The organism is Nocardiopsis sp. CNS-639 (genome assembly GCF_000381685.1).
Taxonomy (GTDB): domain Bacteria; phylum Actinomycetota; class Actinomycetes; order Streptosporangiales; family Streptosporangiaceae; genus Nocardiopsis; species Nocardiopsis dassonvillei.
In genome coordinates, this window is sequence record NZ_KB906854.1 from 321,354 (window position 1) to 341,051 (window position 19,698).

Here is a 19,698-nt window from a genome sequence, read left to right on the forward strand (position 1 = left end):
GGAGGGTCAGTCGCCGGCGGCAGTCGGACCGGCGGCGGCCTCCGCGGGACTCGGGGGCCCGCCGTCCCGCCCGGCGTCCCGCGCGAGCGCGTCGGCGGTGTCCTCCGCGCTCGGGGCGTCCCCGGTGTCACCGGACTCCCCGGCGGCCTCCGCGCCGGGCGCCCGGGAGCCCTCCGCGGCCGGTTCCGCGCCGTCCCCGACGGCCCCGGTCTCCGGCGGAGCGGTCACCAGCTCCAGCGGCGCCACGTCGGCCTCGAACCCGAACACCCGCGCGTAGAAGGCCAGCTCCGTCTCCAGGGAGCGGATCCGCGCCTCCTGCCCGGTGAACCCGTGTCCCTCGCCCTCGAACTCCACCAGCGCGTACGGCGCCCCGCGCCGCCCCAGCGCCGTCGCCATCGCCGTGGCCTGGTCCGGGGTCACGACCCTGTCCTCCAGGCCCTGCACCAGCAGCACCGGCACGTCGATCTCCCCGGCGCGGTTGACCGGAGAGCGCTCCCGGTACCGCTCCACGAACCCCGGCAGCGTCCCCACCAGGGAGTCCAGGAACCGCGACTCGAAGTCGTGCGTGGTCTGGCTGAACCCCAGCAGGTCGGTGACCCCGAAGAGGGACACCCCGCACGCGAACGTGTCCCCGGTCAGCGCCATCAGCGCCGTGTACCCGCCCGCGCTCGGACCGCGGATCGCCAACCTGCGGGGATCGGCCACCCCCTGTTCCACCAGGGCCCGGGCCGCGGCCACGCAGTCCTCCACGTCCACCACGCCCCACTCCTTGTGCAGGCGCTTGCGGTACGAGCGCCCGTACCCCGTGGAGCCGCCGTAGTTGACGTCCACCACACCGATCCCCCGGCTGGTGAAGTAGGCCTTGGCCAGGTCGAACTCCAGCGTGCTGACCGACACCGGGCCGCCGTGCGCCCACACCACGTACGGCGCGGGGCCGTTCGCGGGCGCGTCCGGATGGGTCGGCGGGTACACGTTCGCGTACACCGGCGCACCGTAGCGGCCCGGCAGCGTCTCCTGGCGGGGGACGGGCAGGTAGGCGGTGTCCGGCAGCTCCTCGGCGGCCCGGCGCAGCACCTCCACACCACCCGAGACCGGATCCAGTCGCACCAGGCACGGCGGCTCGGTCGGCGAGGAGGCCACCGCCACCACGGTGCGTCCGTCGGTGTCCAGCATCGACCACGTGGTCAGGCCGGTCGCCACCGGCGTCAGGTCCAGGGTGTCGGGGTCGTACACGCTCGGGGTCAGGTCGGCGTGCCCGTGCAGCGCCACCACCCGGCCCGAGTCCAGCACGCAGAACGACCGGTTGCCCAGACGGCCGGGGGAGGCGTGGAACTCCTCCTCGGCCGGGTACAGCGCCAGCGCCTGCCCGGTCATCCCCGCCTGGTACAGGTTCCACCAGCCCGGCCAGTCCGAGGCCACGTACAGCGTCGCGTCGTCGGCCCAGGTCGGGGAGACCACCGACTCGTCCACACCGCCCTTGAGGGTGTACTCGCCGGTCAGCCCGGTCTCTCCCAGGGCGCCCACCCGCAGTTCGCTGCCGTCCCAGGGCATCCTGGGGTGGTTCCACCGCACGTAGGCCAGGTGGGAGCCGTCCGGAGACGGGGTGGGGGAGGCGTAGAAGTCCGCCCCCGAGACCAGTTCGCGCACCGCGGAGGGGTCCTGCGCGCCCCGGCCCGACAGCGGCACCGACACGATCGAGCGGCGGACCGCCCCCTCCTCGTGCCTCTCGCGCACGCACAGCACGGCGCGCCCGTCCGCGCTCAGCGCGGGGTCGGCGTAGCGTGAGGCGCCGTCGTCGGGGGTGAGCGGCACCGGCTCCGAGGAGCCGCGTTCCAGCAGGTAGAGGCGCTGGTCGGAGGACTGGGAGAACACCACGCCCATGCGGGTGATGGCCTTGTCGTCGCGGCGCGGCACCGGCAGGTAGGCGCGCCCGCCGTACTCGTGCACCCGGGTCCCCGCGCTCCAGGGCGCTGGCAGCAGGTCGGTCACCGTTCCGTCGGCGTCGCGCCGCATGAGGGTGGTCCGCCCCTCCTCTGGGCGCCCCTCCTCCCACCAGACCTCCGCGCCCGCGACGGACGGGAACGCCATCCGCCGCACTCCTCGGGCGACGTCACCGGCGCTGATGGGCGATGGCCAGGAGCCGTGGCGGCTCGACAGTTCAGACATGTCCACCCAGGATGGGTCGTGGGTTCGATGCGATGACATGTCGACCTTAGTCCTCGTTCGCCCGCTTGTGCAGTCCCGAAGGACCCTCCGCGCGGCGTCCCCGGAACCGCCCCGCGCGGGGCCGCGACGACGACGGCCCCGTACGCGCCGAGGGGCGCGCACGGGGCCGTACCGGCCGTGGGGAAGGAGGGGTCAGTCCTTCCGGTCCGCCTTGCCGTCCGTGTCGTCGCCGTCGTCGGACTTCGCCGGGCGGGACCCGTCCAGCGCGTCGGGCAGCGGCTCCTGCACGGTGGGCTCCACCGCCACGGACCCGGCGGGGCCCTCGGCCTCGGCGCTGCCGCCTCCGGTGCCGCCCCCGGGCGCGGCCACGGGCTGGGCCGGGATGTCCCCGCCGCCGGTGGGCTTGGCGGAGGGCCGACCGCGGCGGGCGTTGCGCCGCTCCAGCCAGATCGCGACCCGGCTCAGCGAGAGGTTGATGGCGATGTAGATGGCCGCGCAGATGATCGCGGCCGGGATCACGTTGCCCTCGCGCGTGGCCAGCAGGGTGAAGCTGCGCAGCATCTCGGGGAAGGCGATGATGTAGCCCAGCGCGGAGTCCTTGAGCAGGACCACGAGCTGCGCCACGATCGCGGGCATCATCGCGGTGATCGCCTGCGGGATGAGGATCATCCGCATGTTCTGGCCCCGGGTCATCCCGATGGCCTGCGCGGCCTCGGACTGGCCCTTGGGCACCGCGAGGACGCCCGCGCGGAAGACCTCCGCCAGCACGGAGCCGTTGTACAGGGTCAGGCCCGTGACGACGGCGGCCAGCGCCGAGACCTGGAAGGTGCCCGCGGGGATGTCGAACACCTGGTAGGCCACGATGGGCAGCGCCATCGTGAAGAAGATCAGCATCAGCAGCGGGATGCCGCGGAAGAACTCCACGACGGCCCCGGCCGGAACGCGGATCCACCACTTGTCGGACAGGCGGCCGATGCCGAACACCAGGCCGAAGAGGATGGCCAGGACCGAGGCGGTCAGCGCCGCGGTCAGCGTGTTCTGCAGGCCCGGGACGACGTAGTCGGTCCAGGTGGCGGGCTGCAGGAACGGCGCCCACTTGTCCGAGGCCCACTCGCCCGCGGGGTTGACCGCCCAGGTCGCCGGGTCGCCCAGCGGCCCCCAGGTGAGCGGGTTGAACAGCGAGAACCCGGTGTCGCGCAGGGTGCCGTTGAACCCCAGGTACAGGACGGCCAGGCCGATCAGGGCCAGGAACACCGTGACGACCGTGTAGAGGGCGTTGCGCCTGCGGGCCTTGGGGCCGGGCGCGTCGAAGAGGACGGAGCTCTGCGCGCTCATCGGACCACCGCCACGCGCTTGGAGAGCCAGCCGAAGAAGTAGCCGGTCGGCAGGGTCAGGATCAGGAAGCCGATCGCGAAGCCGACGAAGGTCGGCAGGACCGGAGCGATGCCCTGGTCGAACATGAGCTTCATCTCCCTGGACGCCTCCTGAACGCCCAGCCCCGCGACGGAGGCGACGGTCGTGTTCTTGATCAGCGCGATGAGCACGCTGCCCAGCGGGCCGACGACGGTGCGCAGCGCCTGCGGGATGACGATCATCCGCAGGTTCTGGGTGAAGGTCAGGCCCAGTGAGCGGGCCGCCTCCACCTGGCCGAGGGGGATCGTGTTGATCCCCGCGCGCAGCGACTCCGAGACGAAGCAGGCGGTGTAGCCGGACAGGCCGATGACGGCCCACCAGAACACGTCCCACGCGACGCTGTCGGCCAGGGCGATCCCCAGGGCGCTGTTCAGGCCCAGGCCGCAGAAGAGCAGGACCAGGGTCAGGGGCGTGCTGCGGATGCCCTCGACGTAGGCGGTGGCCAGACCGCGCAGGAGCGGGACGGGGGAGACCCGCATGGCCGTGAGCAGGACGCCCAGGACGAAGGAGAAGAGGGCGCTGAGGAGGGTGAGCCGGACGGTCCATGAGAAACCGTCGACAACCCTGTCGATATTGCTGAGAAAGGCTTCCATGGGTCCCAGCTGGTCAAGGGCCGGGCGGCGGGGCCGGAGTCGGCCCCGCCGCGGGGCGCACGGTCGGGGAAGGGGTGCCTACTGGCAGGCGTCGACCTCGGGAGCGGTCTCCTCGTAGGCGAAGTCGGTCTCACCGAAGGCGGTCTCCAGGGCCTCGACCGCGTAGCCCTCGTCCCACATCTTCTGGATGGCGGCGTTGACCTCCTCGCACCGCTCCGTGGAGCCGGCGGGCAGGCCCACGCCGTAGCGCTCCTCACCGAAGGGGTTGTTGACCACGCGGTAGGTGCCCGGGTCCTGCGCGGCGAAGCCCGCGAGGATGGTGTTGTCGGTGGTCACCGCGTCGACGGTGCCGTTGCCCAGCAGGGACAGGCACTCGGAGTAGTTGCCCGCCTCGCGCAGCTCGGCGTCGATGCCCATGTCGTCGACGATGTTGTTGGCCGAGCGGGAGCCGGAGGCCGAGCACAGGACCTTGCCCGCCAGGTCCTCGGGGCCCTGGATGTCCTCGTTGTCGGCCTGGACCAGGATGTCCTGCTGGGCGACGTAGTACGGTCCGGCGAAGTTGACGACCTGGCGGCGCTCGTCGGTGATCGAGTAGGTGGCGATCACCATGTCGACGGTGCCCTGCTGGAGGAAGGACTCGCGGTTGGCGGAGGCGGCCTCGGTCCACTCGATCTGCTCGGGCTCGTAGCCGAGCTCACCGGCGATGTAGGTGGCCACGTCCACGTCGAAGCCGACGGGGGCGTCGCCGTCCAGCAGGCCCAGGCCGGGCTGGTCGTACTTGACGCCGATGGTGATGGTGTCGCCGCCACCCTCGCCGCCGCCGCCCTCGCCACCGCTGCCGCCGCCGACGTCGGCGGTGCCACAGGCGCTGAGGGCGAAGGCCAGGGCCGCGGTGCCGCCCAGGATGGTGCTGATGCGACGGACTCGCATGTGGGGTACCTCTTCCTTGCTTCGTGCGAAGAACGCGGGGAAACCTAGTGGGTCAGGATCTTGGACAGGAAGTCCTGGGCGCGCTCGGACCGGGGGTTGGTGAAGAACTCGTCGGGGGTGTTCTCCTCCACGATCTGTCCGTCGGCCATGAAGACGACCCGGTTGGCCGCGCGGCGCGCGAAGCCCATCTCGTGGGTGACCACGACCATCGTCATGCCCTCGGAGGCGAGGTCGGTCATGACGTCGAGGACCTCCTGGACCATCTCCGGGTCCAGTGCCGAGGTCGGCTCGTCGAAGAGGATCACCTTGGGGTTCATCGCCAGGGCGCGGGCGATCGCCACGCGCTGCTGCTGACCCCCGGAGAGCTGCGCCGGGTACTTGTTGGCCTGGTTGCCGATCCGGACGCGCTCCAGCAGTTCCATGCCCCGGGCGTCGGCCTCGGCCTTGTTCATGCGCAGGACCTTGGTGGGGCCCAGGGTCACGTTCTGGAGCACGGTCTTGTGGGCGAACAGGTTGAACGACTGGAAGACCATGCCCACGTCGCTGCGGAGCCGGGCCAGGCCGCGGCCCTCCGCGGGCAGCGGCTGTCCGTCCAGCGTGATGGTGCCGGCGTCGATCGTCTCCAGGCGGTTGATCGTGCGGCACAGCGTCGACTTGCCGGAACCGGACGGCCCGATGACGACTACCACCTCGCCGGAGTTAACCGTCAGATCGATGTCGCGGAGCACGTGCAGGTCGCCGAAGTGCTTGTTGACGTTCTCCAGCACGACGAGAGGAGTTGAGGTCATGTTCGGAACCTAATGGGTCCATGTTGCCGTGTCATCACGAAATCGCCGTCCGTCTGCGGAGTAGCAGACTTGTTACGGCGTGATCGGCGAAACTGTTATGGGTTTGGACGGTTAAGTGACCGTTTGTCGCTCCCTGTTGTGGTTCCGTTCTCCAGCGTCTCACATCGGCCACTTCCGGACGCGCTCCGCCTCCCCGTCCGCCGCGGGGTCCCGGGGAAAGCTCCAGGTGGGGGTGGTGAGCCCCTTCCGCGGTCTCCGCGCGGTCCACGGCACCGGATAGCCTGGTCCCGTGAGCCAGAGTCGTACCTACCAAGTGCGGACCTACGGCTGCCAGATGAACGTCCACGACTCCGAGCGCCTCTCCGGTCTGCTGGAGGACGCTGGGTACGCGCGCGCAGCCGAGGACACCACCGCAGACATCGTCGTCTTCAACACCTGTGCGGTCCGGGAGAACGCCGACAACCGCCTGTACGGCAACCTCGGGCACCTGCGCCCGGTCAAGGACGCCAACCCGGGGATGCAGATCGCCGTCGGGGGCTGCCTGGCGCAGAAGGACCGCGGCGAGATCGTGCGCCGAGCGCCCTGGGTCGACGTCGTGTTCGGCACCCACAACATCGGCTCCCTGCCCGCCCTGCTGGAGCGCTCCCGCGTCCAGCGGGAGGCGCAGGTGGAGATCGCCGAGTCCCTGGAGCACTTCCCCTCCACACTGCCCAGCCGCCGCGAGTCCGCGTACGCGGCGTGGGTGTCGGTCTCCGTGGGCTGCAACAACACCTGCACCTTCTGCATCGTGCCCGCGCTGCGCGGCAAGGAGCAGGACCGCCGCCCCGGCGACGTGCTCGCCGAGGTGCGCGCCCTGGTCGACGAGGGCGTCAGCGAGATCACCCTGCTCGGCCAGAACGTCAATGCCTACGGCAGCGGCTTCGGCGACCGGCAGGCCTTCTCCAAGCTGCTGCGCGCCTGCGGCGAGATCGAGGGACTGGAGCGGGTGCGCTTCACCTCCCCGCACCCGCGCGACTTCACCGATGACGTCATCGAGGCCATGGCCGAGACCCCCAACGTCATGCCGCAGCTGCACATGCCGCTCCAGTCGGGGTCGAGCCGGGTCCTCAAGGCCATGCGCCGCTCCTACCGCCAGGAGCGCTTCCTGGGCATCGTGGAGAAGGTGCGCGCCGCCATGCCGCACGCCGCGATCACCACCGACATCATCGTGGGCTTCCCCGGCGAGACCGAGGAGGACTTCCAGGAGACGCTGCACGTGGTCCGCGAGGCGCGGTTCTCGATGGCGTTCACCTTCCAGTACTCCAAGCGCCCCGGGACCCCGGCCGCGACCATGGAGGACCAGGTTCCGCCTGAGGTGGTCAAGGACCGCTACCAGCGCCTGGTCGACCTCCAGGACCAGATCTCCTGGGAGGAGAACCAGAAGCTGGTCGGCCGCGAGGTCGAGCTGCTGGTCGCCGAGGGCGAGGGCAGGAAGGACGGCGAGCACCGCCGCCTGTCCGGCCGCGCCCCCGACAACCGCCTCGTGCACTTCGCGGTCGGTGACGGCGACGACCCGCGCCCCGGCGACACGGTGACCGTGGAGGTCACCTACGCCGCCCCGCACCACCTGGTGGCCGACTCCGGCGTGCGCGCCCTGCGGCGCACCCGCGCGGGCGACGCCTGGGCGGCCCGCAACGGCCAGCCGGTCCAGGAGAGCAAGCCGCAGGTTCTCCTGGGCATGCCCCGGATCGGTGTTCCGGCCGAGGAGCCCGCCCCGGCGGGCGGCTGCTGCGAGATCTGACCCCGCGAAGCGGTCGCGGCCCCCGGCGCCTTCGCGCCGGGGGCCGCTGCTTTCCGCGCGGATCCCGCCGGTGGCGGATCCGCGCGGACCGGGACGGGACGGCCGTGCGGGCGCGGCCTCAGAGCCGGACCGGCAGGCTGTCCAACCGCATCGCGCCCGGAACCCTCCCGGGCAGGGGCTCACGACCGGGGACCAGGGACAGGCCGGGGTAGGCGGTCAGCAGGGAACCGACCGCCACCTCGCCCTCCTGGCGGGCCAGGGCCGCGCCCAGGCAGTAGTGGATGCCGTGGCCGAACCCCACGTGCGCCTCGCCGGGGCTGCCCTGGTGGCGGGTGATGTCGAACCGGTGCGGGTCCGGGTGGACCCTCGGGTCGCGGTTGGCGCCCGCCAGGACCGCGATCGCCCGCTCGCCCGCGGCCAGGCGGCCGCACCTGAGTTCGACGTCCTCGGCCGCGTACCTCGCCTTGGAGATCACGGCGGTGCCCCCGTAGCGGAGCATCTCGTGTACGGCGGAGGGCAGCAGCCCGGGGTCGTGCCGCAGGATCTCCCACTGGACCGGGTGGTCGAGCAGGGCCCGCACCCCGTTGCCCAGCAGGTGCGCGGTGGTCTCGTGCCCGGCGATGACGAGGGTGAACACCAAGGTGATCAGCTCGCTCTCGCTCAAGCGCCCGCCGTCCTCGTCGCGTGCCCTGACCAGGGCGCCGAGCAGGTCCTCGCTCGGCCGGGCCCGGCGCTCGGCGAGCATCCCCTCGATGTGGCCGATCATCTCGCCGAGCGCGTCGTTCATCAGCTCGGGCCTGGTGGGGTCGAACCTGGACAGCTGGTCGCTCCACGCCCGCCAGGTCCCGCGGTCCTCCTCCGGAACGCCGACCAGGTCGCAGATGACCGCGATCGGCAGCGGGTAGGAGAAGTGCGGCATGAGGTCCACGACCCCGTCCCCGTCGGCGAGGTCGGGCAGCCGCGCGAGCAGGCCGTCGGTGACGCGCTGGACCGCGGGCCGCAGCTCGTTGACCCGGCGCACGGTGAAGGTGCGCGAGACCAGCTTGCGCAGCCGCGTGTGGTCGCCGCCGTCCTTGTCCAGGAGGGACTCGGTCAGGTAGGTGATCAGGTCGGGGCGGATGCCCAGCCCCCTGAGCGCGTCGGAGCGGGTGGCCTGGGCCCGCCCGCCCGACACGTTCGCGGGGTCCAGCACGAAGCGCCGGTCACTGAGGATGGTCCGCACGTCCTCGTCGTCGACGAAGAGGACGGCCTTCTGGGTGTCCACGAACAGGGCCGGCGCCGAGCCGCCCGCAGCCCGGACCCGGTCGATCACGGAGTGGGGGTCGGCGGTGAACTCGGGGGAGCGCAGGTCGATCAGTTCGTCGGACGGGGTCGCGGCTGTCATGGGCCCTCCTCTGGGGCTCAGGTGGAGCGTGTCGTCTGTTTCTGCCGGGTGATCTCCTCGTGCAGGCGCTGGTCCAGCGCGGAGAAGAGCGCCAGGGCCCTGTCCCGGGCCCGACGGGTGTCCTCCGGGGAGGCGTCCTGTTCCAGGAGCAGTCGGATGCTCCGGGCCATGAGCTCGGCGCGCGTGCCGTGGTCGGGCACGTGCATGCCCTGGCTCTCCAGCACCGGGGGCGTGACCAGGTGGCCCATGACCAGGGAGTTGTAGGCGTACAGCTGCTCGTCGGGGGCGCGGTCGGTGTTCAGCAGGCCGTGTTCGCGCAGGATGTCCCAGTAGGTCCGCAGCGCCCTCTGCCGCTCCCGGACGGTGTCGCCGACCAGGGAGGCCGCGTTCCGGGAGAGGTTGCCCAGGGACTCGGTGCCGTTGGAGAACAGCGCGCGGATGGTCGGCGAGTCCAGGTGGAACAGGTAGAGGGCGCGGGCGACCTCGCTGGGCCGGACGTTCTCGGGTGAGGCGTGCATGGAGTCCAGGATCCGGCGCAGCACGCCGAGCTGCGCCCGCATGACCACCGTGAGGAGAAGCGCCTCCTTGGTGGAGAAGTGCAGGTAGACGGTCCCCTTGCCGATCTTGGCCCGCCGGGCGACGTCCTCGATGGTGATCTTGCGGTGCCCCCAGGCGACCATCAGCTCCTCCGCCGCGTCCAGGATGCGGTCGGCGCGCAGTTCGCGCTCGCTGGCGGTCGGGGATGTGGATGGGGCCACGGTGTACTCCTGCGAGTCGAGGGCGTGCGAGGTGTCGCTGACCACGCGTGTTGACGCCGATGACCATATCTCCACCTCCCTTCCCCTGACTGTGTGACCAGTTTTGAAATCTGGTCACACAGTCAAAGTAGGTCACCGAGGAGGCCGGGGCAAGGGTTTTCGGGAGGGAAAGCGGGAGCGGGCCGTGGCAGACGGGCGGCCGGGCCCTTCGCGGGCCCGGCCGTCAGGTGTGGGCGGGTGTGCGGCGGAGGCGGATCCACCGCGGGGTCAGCGCGCGGAGCGGGGCACCCAGGTCGACACGTCCACCAGCGCCTCGCCCGGCTCCTCCGAGGTTCCCGACAGCGCCCGCTCAACCTGGGCCAGAGCGCGTTCCACCAGGTCGGGGGAGTCGTAGGGGAGCCAGCGCACCCGCGGGTCGCGCCGGAACCACGACTCCTGGCGGCGGGCGAACCGGCGGGTGGCCTGGGCGGTGTCGGCCTTGGCCTCCTCCTCGGACAGAGCGCCGTCCAGCTGGGCGAGCGCCTGCGCGTAACCGAGCGCGCGCGAGGCAGTCCGGCCCTCGCGCAGCCCGAGCTTGTCCAGCTCGCGGACCTCCTCCAGCAGGCCCTGCTCCCACATGCGGTCCACACGGGTGCCGATGCGCTCGTCCAGCTCGGGGCGCGGAGCGGTCAGGCCGATCTGCGTGCACGGGTAGAAGGAGGTGTGGTCGGGCAGGTTCGCGGTGAACGGCTCCCCGGTCAGCTCGATGACCTCCAGGGCGCGCACGATCCGCCGCCCGTTGCCCGGCAGGATGGCACGGGCCGCCGCGGGGTCGGCCTCGGCCAGACGGGCGTGCAGGACGCCCGGGCCGACGTCGCCGAGCTCCGCCTCCAGGCGCGAGCGGACCGCGGGGTCGGTGCCGGGGAAGTTCAGGTGGTCCAGGACCGAGCGCACGTACAGACCCGAACCGCCGACCAGGACGGGAAGGACGTCGCGGTCGGCGCACTGCTCGACGCGGTCGCGGGCCATGTCCTGGTAGCTGGCCACGTCCGCGGGCTCGCTGACCTCCCACACGTCGAGCAGGTGGTGGGGCACCCCGCGTCTCTCGGCGTCGGTGAGCTTGGCGGTCCCGATGTCCATGCCGCGGTAGAGCTGCATGGAGTCGGCGTTGATCACCTCGCCCCGGCGTCCCGTGCGCTCCTCCAGCCGCAGGGCCACCTCGACGGCCAGGTCCGACTTGCCCACAGCGGTCGGGCCGACGACCGCGATCACCTTGATCATCCCTCCAGCGTAGTCAGCCCCGGGCCCGGCCCGACCGCGGAGCGGGACGGGGGAGGTGGTCGTGCGCGCCTAGGATGGTCGGCATGCGATTCGCCAAGGGCCACGGAACAGAGAACGACTTCGTGATCCTCCCCGACCCCGACGGGGAGCTCGACCTCACGGAGGAGGCCGTCCGCCTGCTGTGCGACCGCCGGGCCGGGATCGGCGCGGACGGCGTCCTGCGGGTGGTGCGCACGCGCGCCCTCGGCGAGGCCCTCGCCCCGGCCGCCCGCACGGCCGAGCGCTCCGAGTGGTTCATGGACTACCGCAACGCCGACGGGAGCATCGCCGAGATGTGCGGCAACGGTGTGCGGGTCTTCGCCCGCTACCTGCTGCACGCCGGGCTCGTCGAGGGCGACCGCTTCGAGGTGGGCACCCGCGACGGCGCCAAGGAGGTCCAGGTGGAGGCCGACGGCGGCATCACCATAGACATGGGCCGGGTGGAGATGCAGGGGACCTCCTCCGCCAAGCTCGCCCGGCAGGTGGTGCACGGTGAGCAGATCTCCGTGGGCAACCCGCACCTGGCCTGCGAGGTGACCGTGCCGGTCGCCGAGGTGGACCTGAGCGAGCTGCCGGTGCTGGACGTGGAGGCCTTCCCCGCCGGGGCGAACGTCGAGGTGTACCGCGAGGTGGCTCCGGGTGTGCTGGAGATGCGCGTGTACGAGCGCGGTTCCGGGGAGACCCGCTCCTGCGGGACCGGGATCGTCGCCGCCGCTGCCGCAGCCACGCCCCGCGGGGAGGGCGCGACCTGGAGGGTGCGGGTCCTGGGGGGCGAGTGCACCGTCTTCCTGGACGCGGACGGCGCGAGGCTGAGCGGCCCGGCCGTCATCGTGGCCGAGGGCGAGACAAGCCTGATCTGACCCCGCGCCGGCCCGCGCCGCCGCTGGACGCCCCATGGCGGCGCGCCCGCGGGGGCGGGCCCCGCGGGCGCACGGCCACGCCCCCCGGGCGTCCGGGCTCAGTCGCCGGGGCGCGCGCCGACCTCCTCCACCCAGCCGGACCAGACGAAGGACCGGTAGGCCGTGGTCACCGGTGGTTCCAGGCCGTGCCGGGCCAGGGAGCCCTCGCCGCCGCGCTCCTCCAGCACGGTGGTGTCGCGGTAGAGCAGGTCACCGGTGTCAGGCGCGAACAGGTAGCGGTGGCGCTCCACCTGCCCGGCCTCCTCGACCCGCACCTGGAACAGCTCGCCCTCCCGGGCCAGGGGGTCGTGTGTGCTCCCCGCGTACTCGACGCCGGGGAGCCCGGCCAGGACACCCAGCAGGGCCGCCTCCTCGGCCCCGTCGAGGGGACGGCTCTCGTAGAGGCGGTTCAGCGCGTTGACGAGGGCGGCGTCGTCGGGGGACTCCTCCCCGCTCCAGTCCGCCAGGACATCGGTCATGGCCCCCGGCTCGGTGGGCAGTTCCCCGGGGAACAGCAGCCCCGGTTCCAGCCTCTCCTCCACGTCCTCCGCCTGCCGGTTGAGGAACTCACGGTGCTCCTCCGCGTCGCCGGTGGTGTCCTCGGCCCCGCCCGGCACGGTGATCTCGCGGGTGTCGCCCCCGGGGCCCTGCCAGTGCTGCCACTCGTAGGGGATGAACCCCGCGCTGCGCAGGTCCCCGTCGCCTGGCTCCTCACCGGCGTAGCTGGTGACGGTGAGCAGTTCCACACCGGAGGAGGCGACGTAGGCGACGTCGCCCTCCCCCGGGGCGTCGCCGCCGGTCCGGGCAGTCCCGGCGAGGGCGGCCAGCCGCTCCGCGCCGGGCTCGGGGTCGGAACCGACGACCTCCAGGGGGGTGGGCGGCGCGGCGTAGGCGGTGGGTACGCCGACGGCTCCCCCGGATCCGGTGCCCAGCAGGACTACCGAGGCGGTGGCGGCGGCTGTGAGGGCGGCGGCGCCCGCCAGGACCGGGGGACGACGCAACAGGGGGCGCCGCGCGGGGGCGCGGTCCATCAGGGCCAGGGCCCTGGCACGTGCGCGCTGGCGGTCGGCGGCGCCGACCGCCTCCCCGGCGCGCGGGTCGGTGTCGTTCAGGATCGTGCGAAGCGCTGTGACGTCGTCCACGGCGCGTCCTCTCTGTCCTCGGCGGGGTGCGTGGTCTCGTCCATGAGCGCCTGGAGGCGCCTGCGGGCGCGGTGCAGCCGTCCGCGCGCGGTCACGGGCGAGCAGCCCACCACGCGCGCGGCCTCGCGGCTGCTCAGGCCCTCCCAGGTCACGAGCATCACGAGTTCGCGATCGGTGTCGGAGAGCCGGGCCAGGGCGCTCAGCGCCCACTGGCGGCGCACGACGCGTTCGGCGTCGTCCTGGGAAGCGCCCCAGACCTCCTCCGGAGGAGCGGGGACCTCGCCGCGCCTCCTGACCTCGCGCAGCTTGGCGAGGGTGATGCGTCGGGCGCAGGCGTACAGCCAGGGCAGTTCCCGGCCCTCGGGCACCCCCGCGCGCCGACGCCAGGCGACCGCGAAGGCCTCCGAGGCGACGTCGTCGGCCAGGTCGGGTCCGACCCGGCGGCGGGCGTAGTCGTACACGGCGTCGTAGTGCCGCTCGAACAGCGCGTCGAAGTCCCCGTGGTCGGGCGGGTCGCCGTTGTGGTCGCGTACCATCGGCAGCTCCTCTCTCCTCCCTCTTGTGTCGGCGCAGCGGCCGTTGTTCGGCGGGAGGACGGGAAAACCCCCGCGGTGCACGTGATGTGCGCCACAGGGATGGGGCTGCGGGAGCTCAGCGGCGTCCCAGCAACCGCGCCACGGTCAGCCCCCGCAGGGAGGCGTCCAGCACCCGGGCGGTGTGGGTCACCGCCACCGGAGAACCCGCGCGGTCCATGGCGGAGGCTATCTGGAGAGAGCATCCCGGGTTCCCCGACACCAGGACGTCGGCGCCGGTGGAGGCCACGTCCCGCCCCTTGCGGTCGCCGAGCTCGCGGGCGGCCCCGGGCTTGAGCAGGTTGTACACCCCCGCCGAGCCGCAGCAGATCTCGCCGTTGGGCAGGTCGGACACGCGCAGCTCCGGAATCCCCGCGAGCAGGGCCCGGGGCGGTCGGGTGACGCCCTGGCCGTGGGAGAGGTGGCACGCGTCGTGGTAGGCCACGTGCAGGGGGAGGGGGTGGCGCTCGGCCCGCGGCCCCAGCTCCACCAGGAACTCGGTGAGGTCCGCGACCCGCTCGGCCTGGGCCCGCCCCCGGCGCACCCAGGCCGGGTCCGCGCCCGCCTCGGCCAGGGTGCGGTCGAAGTGCTTCATGCTGGACCCGCACCCGGCCGAGTTGACCACGATCCGGTCCACCCGCTCGCGTTCGAACACCTCGATCAGGCTCCGGGCGAGGTCGGCCGACTCCTCCATCCGCCCGGCGTGCCCGGACAGGGCCCCGCAGCAGCCCTGGGCGCGGGGGATCACCACGTCGCAGCCCTCCAGAGCCAGCACCCGCGCGGTCGCGGTGTTGACCTCGGGGAAGAACGCCCCCTGCACGCAGCCCACCAGCATGCCCACCCGGGCCCGCGCCCGCCCCACCGAGGGCACCAGCTCCGGCAGCGCGGGAGGGGGAGAGGACAGCGGCGGCGAGATGCGCTCCATGGTGGCCAGGGCGGGGGAGAGCCGCTCCAGCAGCCCCGTGCGCCGCACCAGCGAGGAGACGCCGCTGGCCTGGTAGGCGCGCAGCGGTCCGCGCAGCAGCCCCAGCCTGCGCCGGTACGGGAACAGCGCGAAGATCGCCCCGCGCAGCGCCCGCTCGCCCGCGGGCCGCTCGTGCTCCCTCTCCACCCGGTGCCGGGTGGTGTCGATGAGCGCGTCGTAGGCCACCCCCGACGGGCAGGCGGACACGCACGCCAGGCAGCCCAGGCAGTTGTCGAAGTGCCCGACCGCGGTCTCGGTCAGCACGTCCTCGGTGTGCGTCTGCGCCATCAGGTGGATCCGCCCGCGCGGCGAGTCCATCTCCTGGCCCCACAGCACGTGGGTGGGACAGGTGGGCAGGCAGAAACCGCAGTGGACGCAGTCGTTGAGCAGGTCGGAGAACAGCCGGTCGCGCTCGTCCGCGGTCGTCGGGTCGGTCACGGGCCCTCCCAGGGTGTTCGCACGTGTTCAGATGCCGCCCGCGAAGCGCCCGGGGGCCAGGCGGTGCGCTGGGTCGAGGGAGTCCTTGACCGCCCGCATCAGCGGGAGTCCGGGCACCTCGCCCCACAGGTCCACACCGGCGGCGTGGACGTGCGGTTCCGCGCGCAGCAGGGTCATCGTCCAGCCGGGCACCGAACGCACGCCGTCGAGCACGGCCGCCACCTCGGCTGCGCCGGTGTCCGGTGGGAAGGACGCGTACAGCGCCCCCGCCCGGGCCGAGCCGGTGACGCCCGCGCCGGACAGCTCGTGCACCCGCGCCGCGGCCCGGACGCTCTCGGCGGGCGGCACCGACACCAGGGCGAGCGTGCCCTCGGCCGGCAGCACGCCCCAGCCCTCGGGCAGGGCGTCGGCCACGTCGGGCTCCGCGCCGGTGGCCGCGGCGATCTCGGCCGTCCGCGCTTCGAGGCCGTCCGGGGTGCCCTCCAGCACCACCCGCAGGCTCGCCGAGGGCCAGTCCAGTTCGACCGCCGCGGGCGTCGCCGTGCACCCGCGCAGCGCCGTCAGCAGGCGCTCGGCGTGCTCCGCGTGGGACGCCGGGAGCGTCAGCACGCGCAGGGCCCGGGGGAGCGGGTGCAGGCGGAAGGCCACCGAGGCGATCACGCCCAGGGTGCCCAGGCCGCCGGTGTGCAGCTTGGCCAGGTCGTACCCGGCCACGTTCTTGACCACCCGGCCCCCGCTGCGCGCCACCACGCCGTCGGCGCGCACCACCGTCATCCCGATGACCAGGTCGCGCAGCGCCCCGGTGAGCAGGCGGCGCGGACCGCTCACGCCCGTGGCCACCATCCCGCCCACGGTGCCGCCCACGCGCACGGGGTCCGCCGACAGCCGCTGCCCGGCGGCGGCCAGCACGTCGTACAGCTCGGCCACGCGGGTTCCCGCGCCCACCTCCACCACCAGGTCGCCCGCGATGTGTTCGGTCCACGACAGGTCGGCGGTGTCCACGAGCAGGTCCAGGCCGCGCGGGAGACCGCCCCAGTCCAGGGCCGTGCCCCCGCCGCGCGCGACGACGGTCAGCCCCTCCCGGGCGGCGGACGCCATGACCCGGGCCAGGCCCCGGGTGTCGGCGGGACGAGCCACGCGCGCGGGGATCAGGCCGCCCACCGCGTCGGCGTCGGTCCCCTCCCGCAGGGCCCCGTCCCGGGCGTTCGGCCCCTCGACGAGCGTCACGCGTTCTCCCCCCGTGTTCGTGGTCCGTCCGCGCCTCAGAACTGCTCGGCCCTTCCCGCCTCCACCAGCGGGTGCACCCCCGTGCGCACCCCGGGCTGCTCGCCGCACAGGCGCGGGGTGGGCAGCAGCTTGCCCGGGTTGGCGATCCCGTCCGGGTCCAGGGCCCGGCGGAACAGGTCGAAGGTGGCCAGGTCGTCGGGGCCGTACATGCGCGGCATCTTGCACGCCTTGTCCACGCCCACCCCGTGCTCGCCGGTGATGGAGCCGCCGTGCTCGATGCACAGGTCGAGGATGGCGCCGGAGACCTCCTCGGCCCGCTCCGCCGCGCCCGGCTCGGCGTCGTCGAAGAGCACGAGCGGGTGCAGGTTGCCGTCCCCGGCGTGGAAGACGTTGGCGACGCGGATGCCCGAGGCGGCCGACAGTTCGGTGATGCGCCGCAGCACCTCGGGCAGGGCCGTGCGCGGGACGACGCCGTCCTGGACGATGTAGGCGGGGCTGATCCGGCCGACGGCGGCGAAGGCCGACTTGCGGCCCTTCCAGATCCGGGCGCGTTCGTCGGCGTCGCTGGCGGTGCGGGTCTCGAAGGCGCCCGCCTCCGCGCACAGCCGGACGACCTCCGCGAGCTGGGCCTCGACCTCCGCGGCGGGCCCGTCCAGCTCCACGACCAGCACGGCCGCGGCGCCCGCGGGGTAGTCGCAGGCCACGGCCCTCTCGGCGGCCTCGATGGCCAGCGCGTCCATCATCTCCACGGCCGAGGGCAGCACCCCGGCGGAGATGATGGAGCTGACCGCACGGCCTCCCGCGTCCATCGAGGCGAACGCCGACAGCAGGGTGACGGTGCGTTCCGGCGACCGGGTGAGGCCGACGGTGATCCGGGTGGCCACGCCCAGGGTGCCCTCGGAGCCGACGAAGGCCCCGACGAGGTCGTAGCCGTGCGCGCCGGGGTTCTTGCCGCCCAGGCTCACCTGCTCGCCGGAGGGGGTGACGATGTCCAGGCCGCGCACGTGGTTGACGGTGAACCCGTACTTGAGGCAGTGGGCGCCGCCGGAGTTCTCGGCGACGTTGCCGCCCACGGAGCACACCTGCTGGCTGGAGGGGTCGGGCGCGTAGTAGTAGCCGTGGGGCGCGGCGGCGCGGGTGACGTCCAGGTTGGCCACACCGGGTTCGACGACCGCGCACTCGTTCTCGACGTCGATCTCCAGGACGCGGCGCATGCGCGAGGTGACCAGCAGGACGCCCTCGGTGTGGGGGAGCGCTCCCGCGGACAGACCGGTGCCCGCGCCGCGCGGGACGAAGGGCACGCCGTTCTCGGCGCACAGGCGCACGACGGCGGCGACCTGGTCGGCGGTGGTGGGCAGCACCACGACGCCGGGAAGGGCGCGGTGGTGGGGCAGCCCGTCGCTCTCGTAGGTGCGGCGCTGGGCGGCGTCGGTGAGGACGCCGTCCTCGCCGCAGATCCGGCGCAGCCGCGGGACGAGCCCGGCCACGGCCGCCTGCGCCGTATCGGTCTCGGACATGGGCGCCTCCCGGTTCCACCTGCGCGGACACGGACGGTCCCGTCCGCTGGCGGACGCGACCTCGCAAGGTGAACGTACGACTGCACCCCTCGCCTAGGCAAGGGGTGCAGTGGAAGTTGCCTTCCGTCTTATGAAATCAACACCGGGCTACGGCATGCGCTCGTAGGCGGGCAGCGTCAGGAAGTCGACGTACTCGTCGGCCAGGGCCACCTCGGTGAACAGCTCGCCGGCCTGCTGGTACAGGTCCTCGTCGAAGTCCGCGCCCAGCTGCTCGCGGATGGCGGCGAGCTCCTCGTCGATGATCCCCCGGACCAGGTCGGCGGTGACCTTGGGGCCGTTGTCGAGCGTGATGTCGTTGTGCAGCCACTGCCAGACCTGGGAGCGGGAGATCTCGGCGGTCGCGGCGTCCTCCATGAGGTTGTGGATGGCCACCGCGCCGTTGCCGCCCATCCACGTCGCCAGGTACTGCAGGGCGACGTTGACGTTGCCGCGCAGGCCCGCGAGGGTGACGCCGCCCGGGGTCCTGTCCACGGCCAGCAGGTCCTCGGCCGAGACCTCGACCTCGGGGCGCTGCTTGTCGATCTGGTGGGGGCGCTCGCCCAGGACGCCGTCGAAGACCTCCATGGCCACCGGGACCAGACCCGGGTGGGCGACCCAGGAGCCGTCGAAGCCGTCGCCGGACTCGCGGGACTTGTCGTCGCGGACCTTGGCGAAGGCGGTCCTGTTGACCTCCTCGTCCCTGCGGGAGGGGATGAAGGCCGCCATGCCGCCGATGGCGTGGGCGCCGCGCTTGTGGCAGGTCTTGACCAGCAGTTCGGTGTAGGCGCGCATCATCGGCGCGGTCATCGTGACGGCGTTGCGCTCGGGCAGCAGGAACCTGCGGCCGCGGGTGCGGTGCGTCTTGATGATGCTGAACAGGTAGTCCCAGCGGCCCGCGTTGAGGCCCGCGGAGTGCTCGCGCAGTTCGTAGAGGATCTCCTCCATCTCGAACGCGGCCGGGATGGTCTCGATGAGGCAGGTCGCGCGGATGGTGCCGCGCGGGATGCCCAGGCGCTCCTGGGCCAGGACGAAGACGTCATTCCACAGGCGCGCCTCGAGGTGGCTCTGCATCTTGGGCAGGTAGAAGTAGGGCCCCCTGCCCTTGTCGATCTGGCGCTGGGCGCAGTGGAAGAAGTAGAGGGCGAAGTCCAGCAGGCCGCCGCTGACGCGCTGGCCGTCCACGAGGACGTGCTTCTCGTCCAGGTGCCAGCCGCGCGGGCGCACGACGACGGTGGCGAGCTCGCCGTCCTCCTTCAGGGCGTAGGCCTTGCCCTGGGGGGAGGTGAAGTCGATGGTGCGGTCGAGGGCGTCGCGCAGGTTGAGCTGGCCCCCGATCATGTTCTCCCACAGCGGGGTGTTGGCGTCCTCGAAGTCGGCCAGCCACACCTTGGCGCCGGAGTTGAGCGCGTTGATGGTCATCTTGCGGTCGGTGGGACCGGTGATCTCCACGCGGCGGTCCGTGATGCCCGGGGCGGGAGGGGCGACCCGCCAGCTGTCGTCCTCACGGATGTGCTTGGTCTCGGGGAGGAAGTCGAGGTCGGCCCCGGCCGAGATCTGCTCCTGCCTGGCCACCCGGGCTGCGAGGAGCTCCTGGCGGCGCGCCTCGAAGACGCGGTGCAGCTCGGCGACGAGGGCGAGGGCGTCCTCGGTGAGGATCTCGTCGAACCGTTCGTGGAGGGGGCCGGTGATCTCGACCCCGTGTGTGGCGCCCATGGAAAACCTTCCGCAATACGAAATAAGCTTTTGGTATGTGGAAAACGAAGCTACCGTCCGGTTCGCGGACGGTCAA

Annotated in this window: 16 protein-coding genes; 2 read left to right on the forward strand and 14 right to left on the reverse strand. The window is 72.8% G+C overall.

The genetic code is table 11. The features are described 5' to 3' along the window. Window positions 1-6: 6 nt before the first annotated feature. The 5 genes from G011_RS0101270 to G011_RS0101290 form a co-directional block, all read right to left on the reverse strand. Window positions 7-2,166, reverse strand: a complete 2,160-nt coding sequence (locus tag G011_RS0101270; RefSeq protein WP_026337901.1) for a prolyl oligopeptidase family serine peptidase — start codon at window positions 2,164-2,166, stop codon at window positions 7-9. A gap of 192 nt (window positions 2,167-2,358) precedes the next feature. After that, window positions 2,359-3,501 (reverse strand): amino acid ABC transporter permease, encoded by a 1,143-nt coding sequence (locus G011_RS0101275; RefSeq protein WP_019606870.1) that lies wholly within the window; start codon window positions 3,499-3,501, stop codon window positions 2,359-2,361. Further along, the gene (locus tag G011_RS0101280; RefSeq protein WP_013151722.1) at window positions 3,498-4,172 is read right to left on the reverse strand and encodes an amino acid ABC transporter permease; all 675 of its coding nucleotides are present in this window, start codon (window positions 4,170-4,172) and stop codon (window positions 3,498-3,500) included. The genes G011_RS0101275 and G011_RS0101280 overlap by 4 nt, the downstream gene beginning before the upstream one ends. Window positions 4,173-4,250: 78 nt before the next feature. Then, window positions 4,251-5,102 carry a glutamate ABC transporter substrate-binding protein gene (locus G011_RS0101285; RefSeq protein ID WP_019606871.1) on the reverse strand — a complete coding sequence of 284 codons (852 nt, stop codon included), beginning with the start codon at window positions 5,100-5,102 and terminating at the stop codon, window positions 4,251-4,253. Window positions 5,103-5,146: 44 nt separating this feature from the next. Beyond that, window positions 5,147-5,890, reverse strand: a complete 744-nt coding sequence (locus tag G011_RS0101290; protein ID WP_013151724.1) for an amino acid ABC transporter ATP-binding protein — start codon at window positions 5,888-5,890, stop codon at window positions 5,147-5,149. 313 nt (window positions 5,891-6,203) lie between these two features. Here G011_RS0101290 and miaB point away from each other — a divergent pair, with 313 nt between their 5' ends. Further along, window positions 6,204-7,670: a tRNA (N6-isopentenyl adenosine(37)-C2)-methylthiotransferase MiaB gene (gene miaB / locus G011_RS0101295; RefSeq protein ID WP_026337902.1), complete on the forward strand. Its 1,467-nt coding sequence runs from the start codon at window positions 6,204-6,206 to the stop codon at window positions 7,668-7,670. A gap of 118 nt (window positions 7,671-7,788) precedes the next feature. Here the strand turns inward: miaB and G011_RS0101300 are convergent, their stop codons facing one another. From G011_RS0101300 to miaA, 3 genes are all read right to left on the reverse strand, one after another. After that, a complete protein-coding gene (locus tag G011_RS0101300; protein WP_019606874.1) occupies window positions 7,789-9,054 on the reverse strand; it encodes a cytochrome P450 in 1,266 nt (421 codons plus the stop codon). Between the two features lie 17 nt (window positions 9,055-9,071). Next, a complete protein-coding gene (locus tag G011_RS0101305; protein WP_019606875.1) occupies window positions 9,072-9,857 on the reverse strand; it encodes a TetR/AcrR family transcriptional regulator in 786 nt (261 codons plus the stop codon). Window positions 9,858-10,079: 222 nt separating this feature from the next. Then, the gene (gene miaA, locus G011_RS0101310) at window positions 10,080-11,072 is read right to left on the reverse strand and encodes a tRNA (adenosine(37)-N6)-dimethylallyltransferase MiaA (RefSeq protein WP_019606876.1); all 993 of its coding nucleotides are present in this window, start codon (window positions 11,070-11,072) and stop codon (window positions 10,080-10,082) included. A gap of 74 nt (window positions 11,073-11,146) precedes the next feature. On the opposite strand from miaA, the gene dapF reads away from it, so the two are divergent. After that, window positions 11,147-11,971 carry a diaminopimelate epimerase gene (gene dapF, locus G011_RS0101315; protein WP_019606877.1) on the forward strand — a complete coding sequence of 275 codons (825 nt, stop codon included), beginning with the start codon at window positions 11,147-11,149 and terminating at the stop codon, window positions 11,969-11,971. Window positions 11,972-12,069: 98 nt separating this feature from the next. Here the strand turns inward: dapF and G011_RS0101320 are convergent, their stop codons facing one another. The 6 genes from G011_RS0101320 to aceB form a co-directional block, all read right to left on the reverse strand. Beyond that, a complete protein-coding gene (locus G011_RS0101320; RefSeq protein ID WP_019606878.1) occupies window positions 12,070-13,152 on the reverse strand; it encodes a CU044_5270 family protein in 1,083 nt (360 codons plus the stop codon). Then, window positions 13,119-13,688, reverse strand: a complete 570-nt coding sequence (locus tag G011_RS0101325) for an RNA polymerase sigma factor (RefSeq protein ID WP_019606879.1) — start codon at window positions 13,686-13,688, stop codon at window positions 13,119-13,121. The genes G011_RS0101320 and G011_RS0101325 overlap by 34 nt, the downstream gene beginning before the upstream one ends. Window positions 13,689-13,803: 115 nt before the next feature. After that, window positions 13,804-15,126 (reverse strand): (Fe-S)-binding protein, encoded by a 1,323-nt coding sequence (locus G011_RS0101330; RefSeq protein WP_019606880.1) that lies wholly within the window; start codon window positions 15,124-15,126, stop codon window positions 13,804-13,806. A gap of 27 nt (window positions 15,127-15,153) precedes the next feature. Further along, a complete protein-coding gene (locus tag G011_RS0101335) occupies window positions 15,154-16,353 on the reverse strand; it encodes an FAD-binding oxidoreductase (RefSeq protein WP_019606881.1) in 1,200 nt (399 codons plus the stop codon). Window positions 16,354-16,388: 35 nt separating this feature from the next. Beyond that, window positions 16,389-17,870, reverse strand: coding sequence for an FAD-linked oxidase C-terminal domain-containing protein (locus tag G011_RS0101340; protein ID WP_019606882.1), 1,482 nt, complete (start codon window positions 17,868-17,870; stop codon window positions 16,389-16,391). Between the two features lie 147 nt (window positions 17,871-18,017). Further along, window positions 18,018-19,622 carry a malate synthase A gene (aceB, locus tag G011_RS0101345; RefSeq protein WP_019606883.1) on the reverse strand — a complete coding sequence of 535 codons (1,605 nt, stop codon included), beginning with the start codon at window positions 19,620-19,622 and terminating at the stop codon, window positions 18,018-18,020. Window positions 19,623-19,698 lie beyond the last annotated feature (76 nt).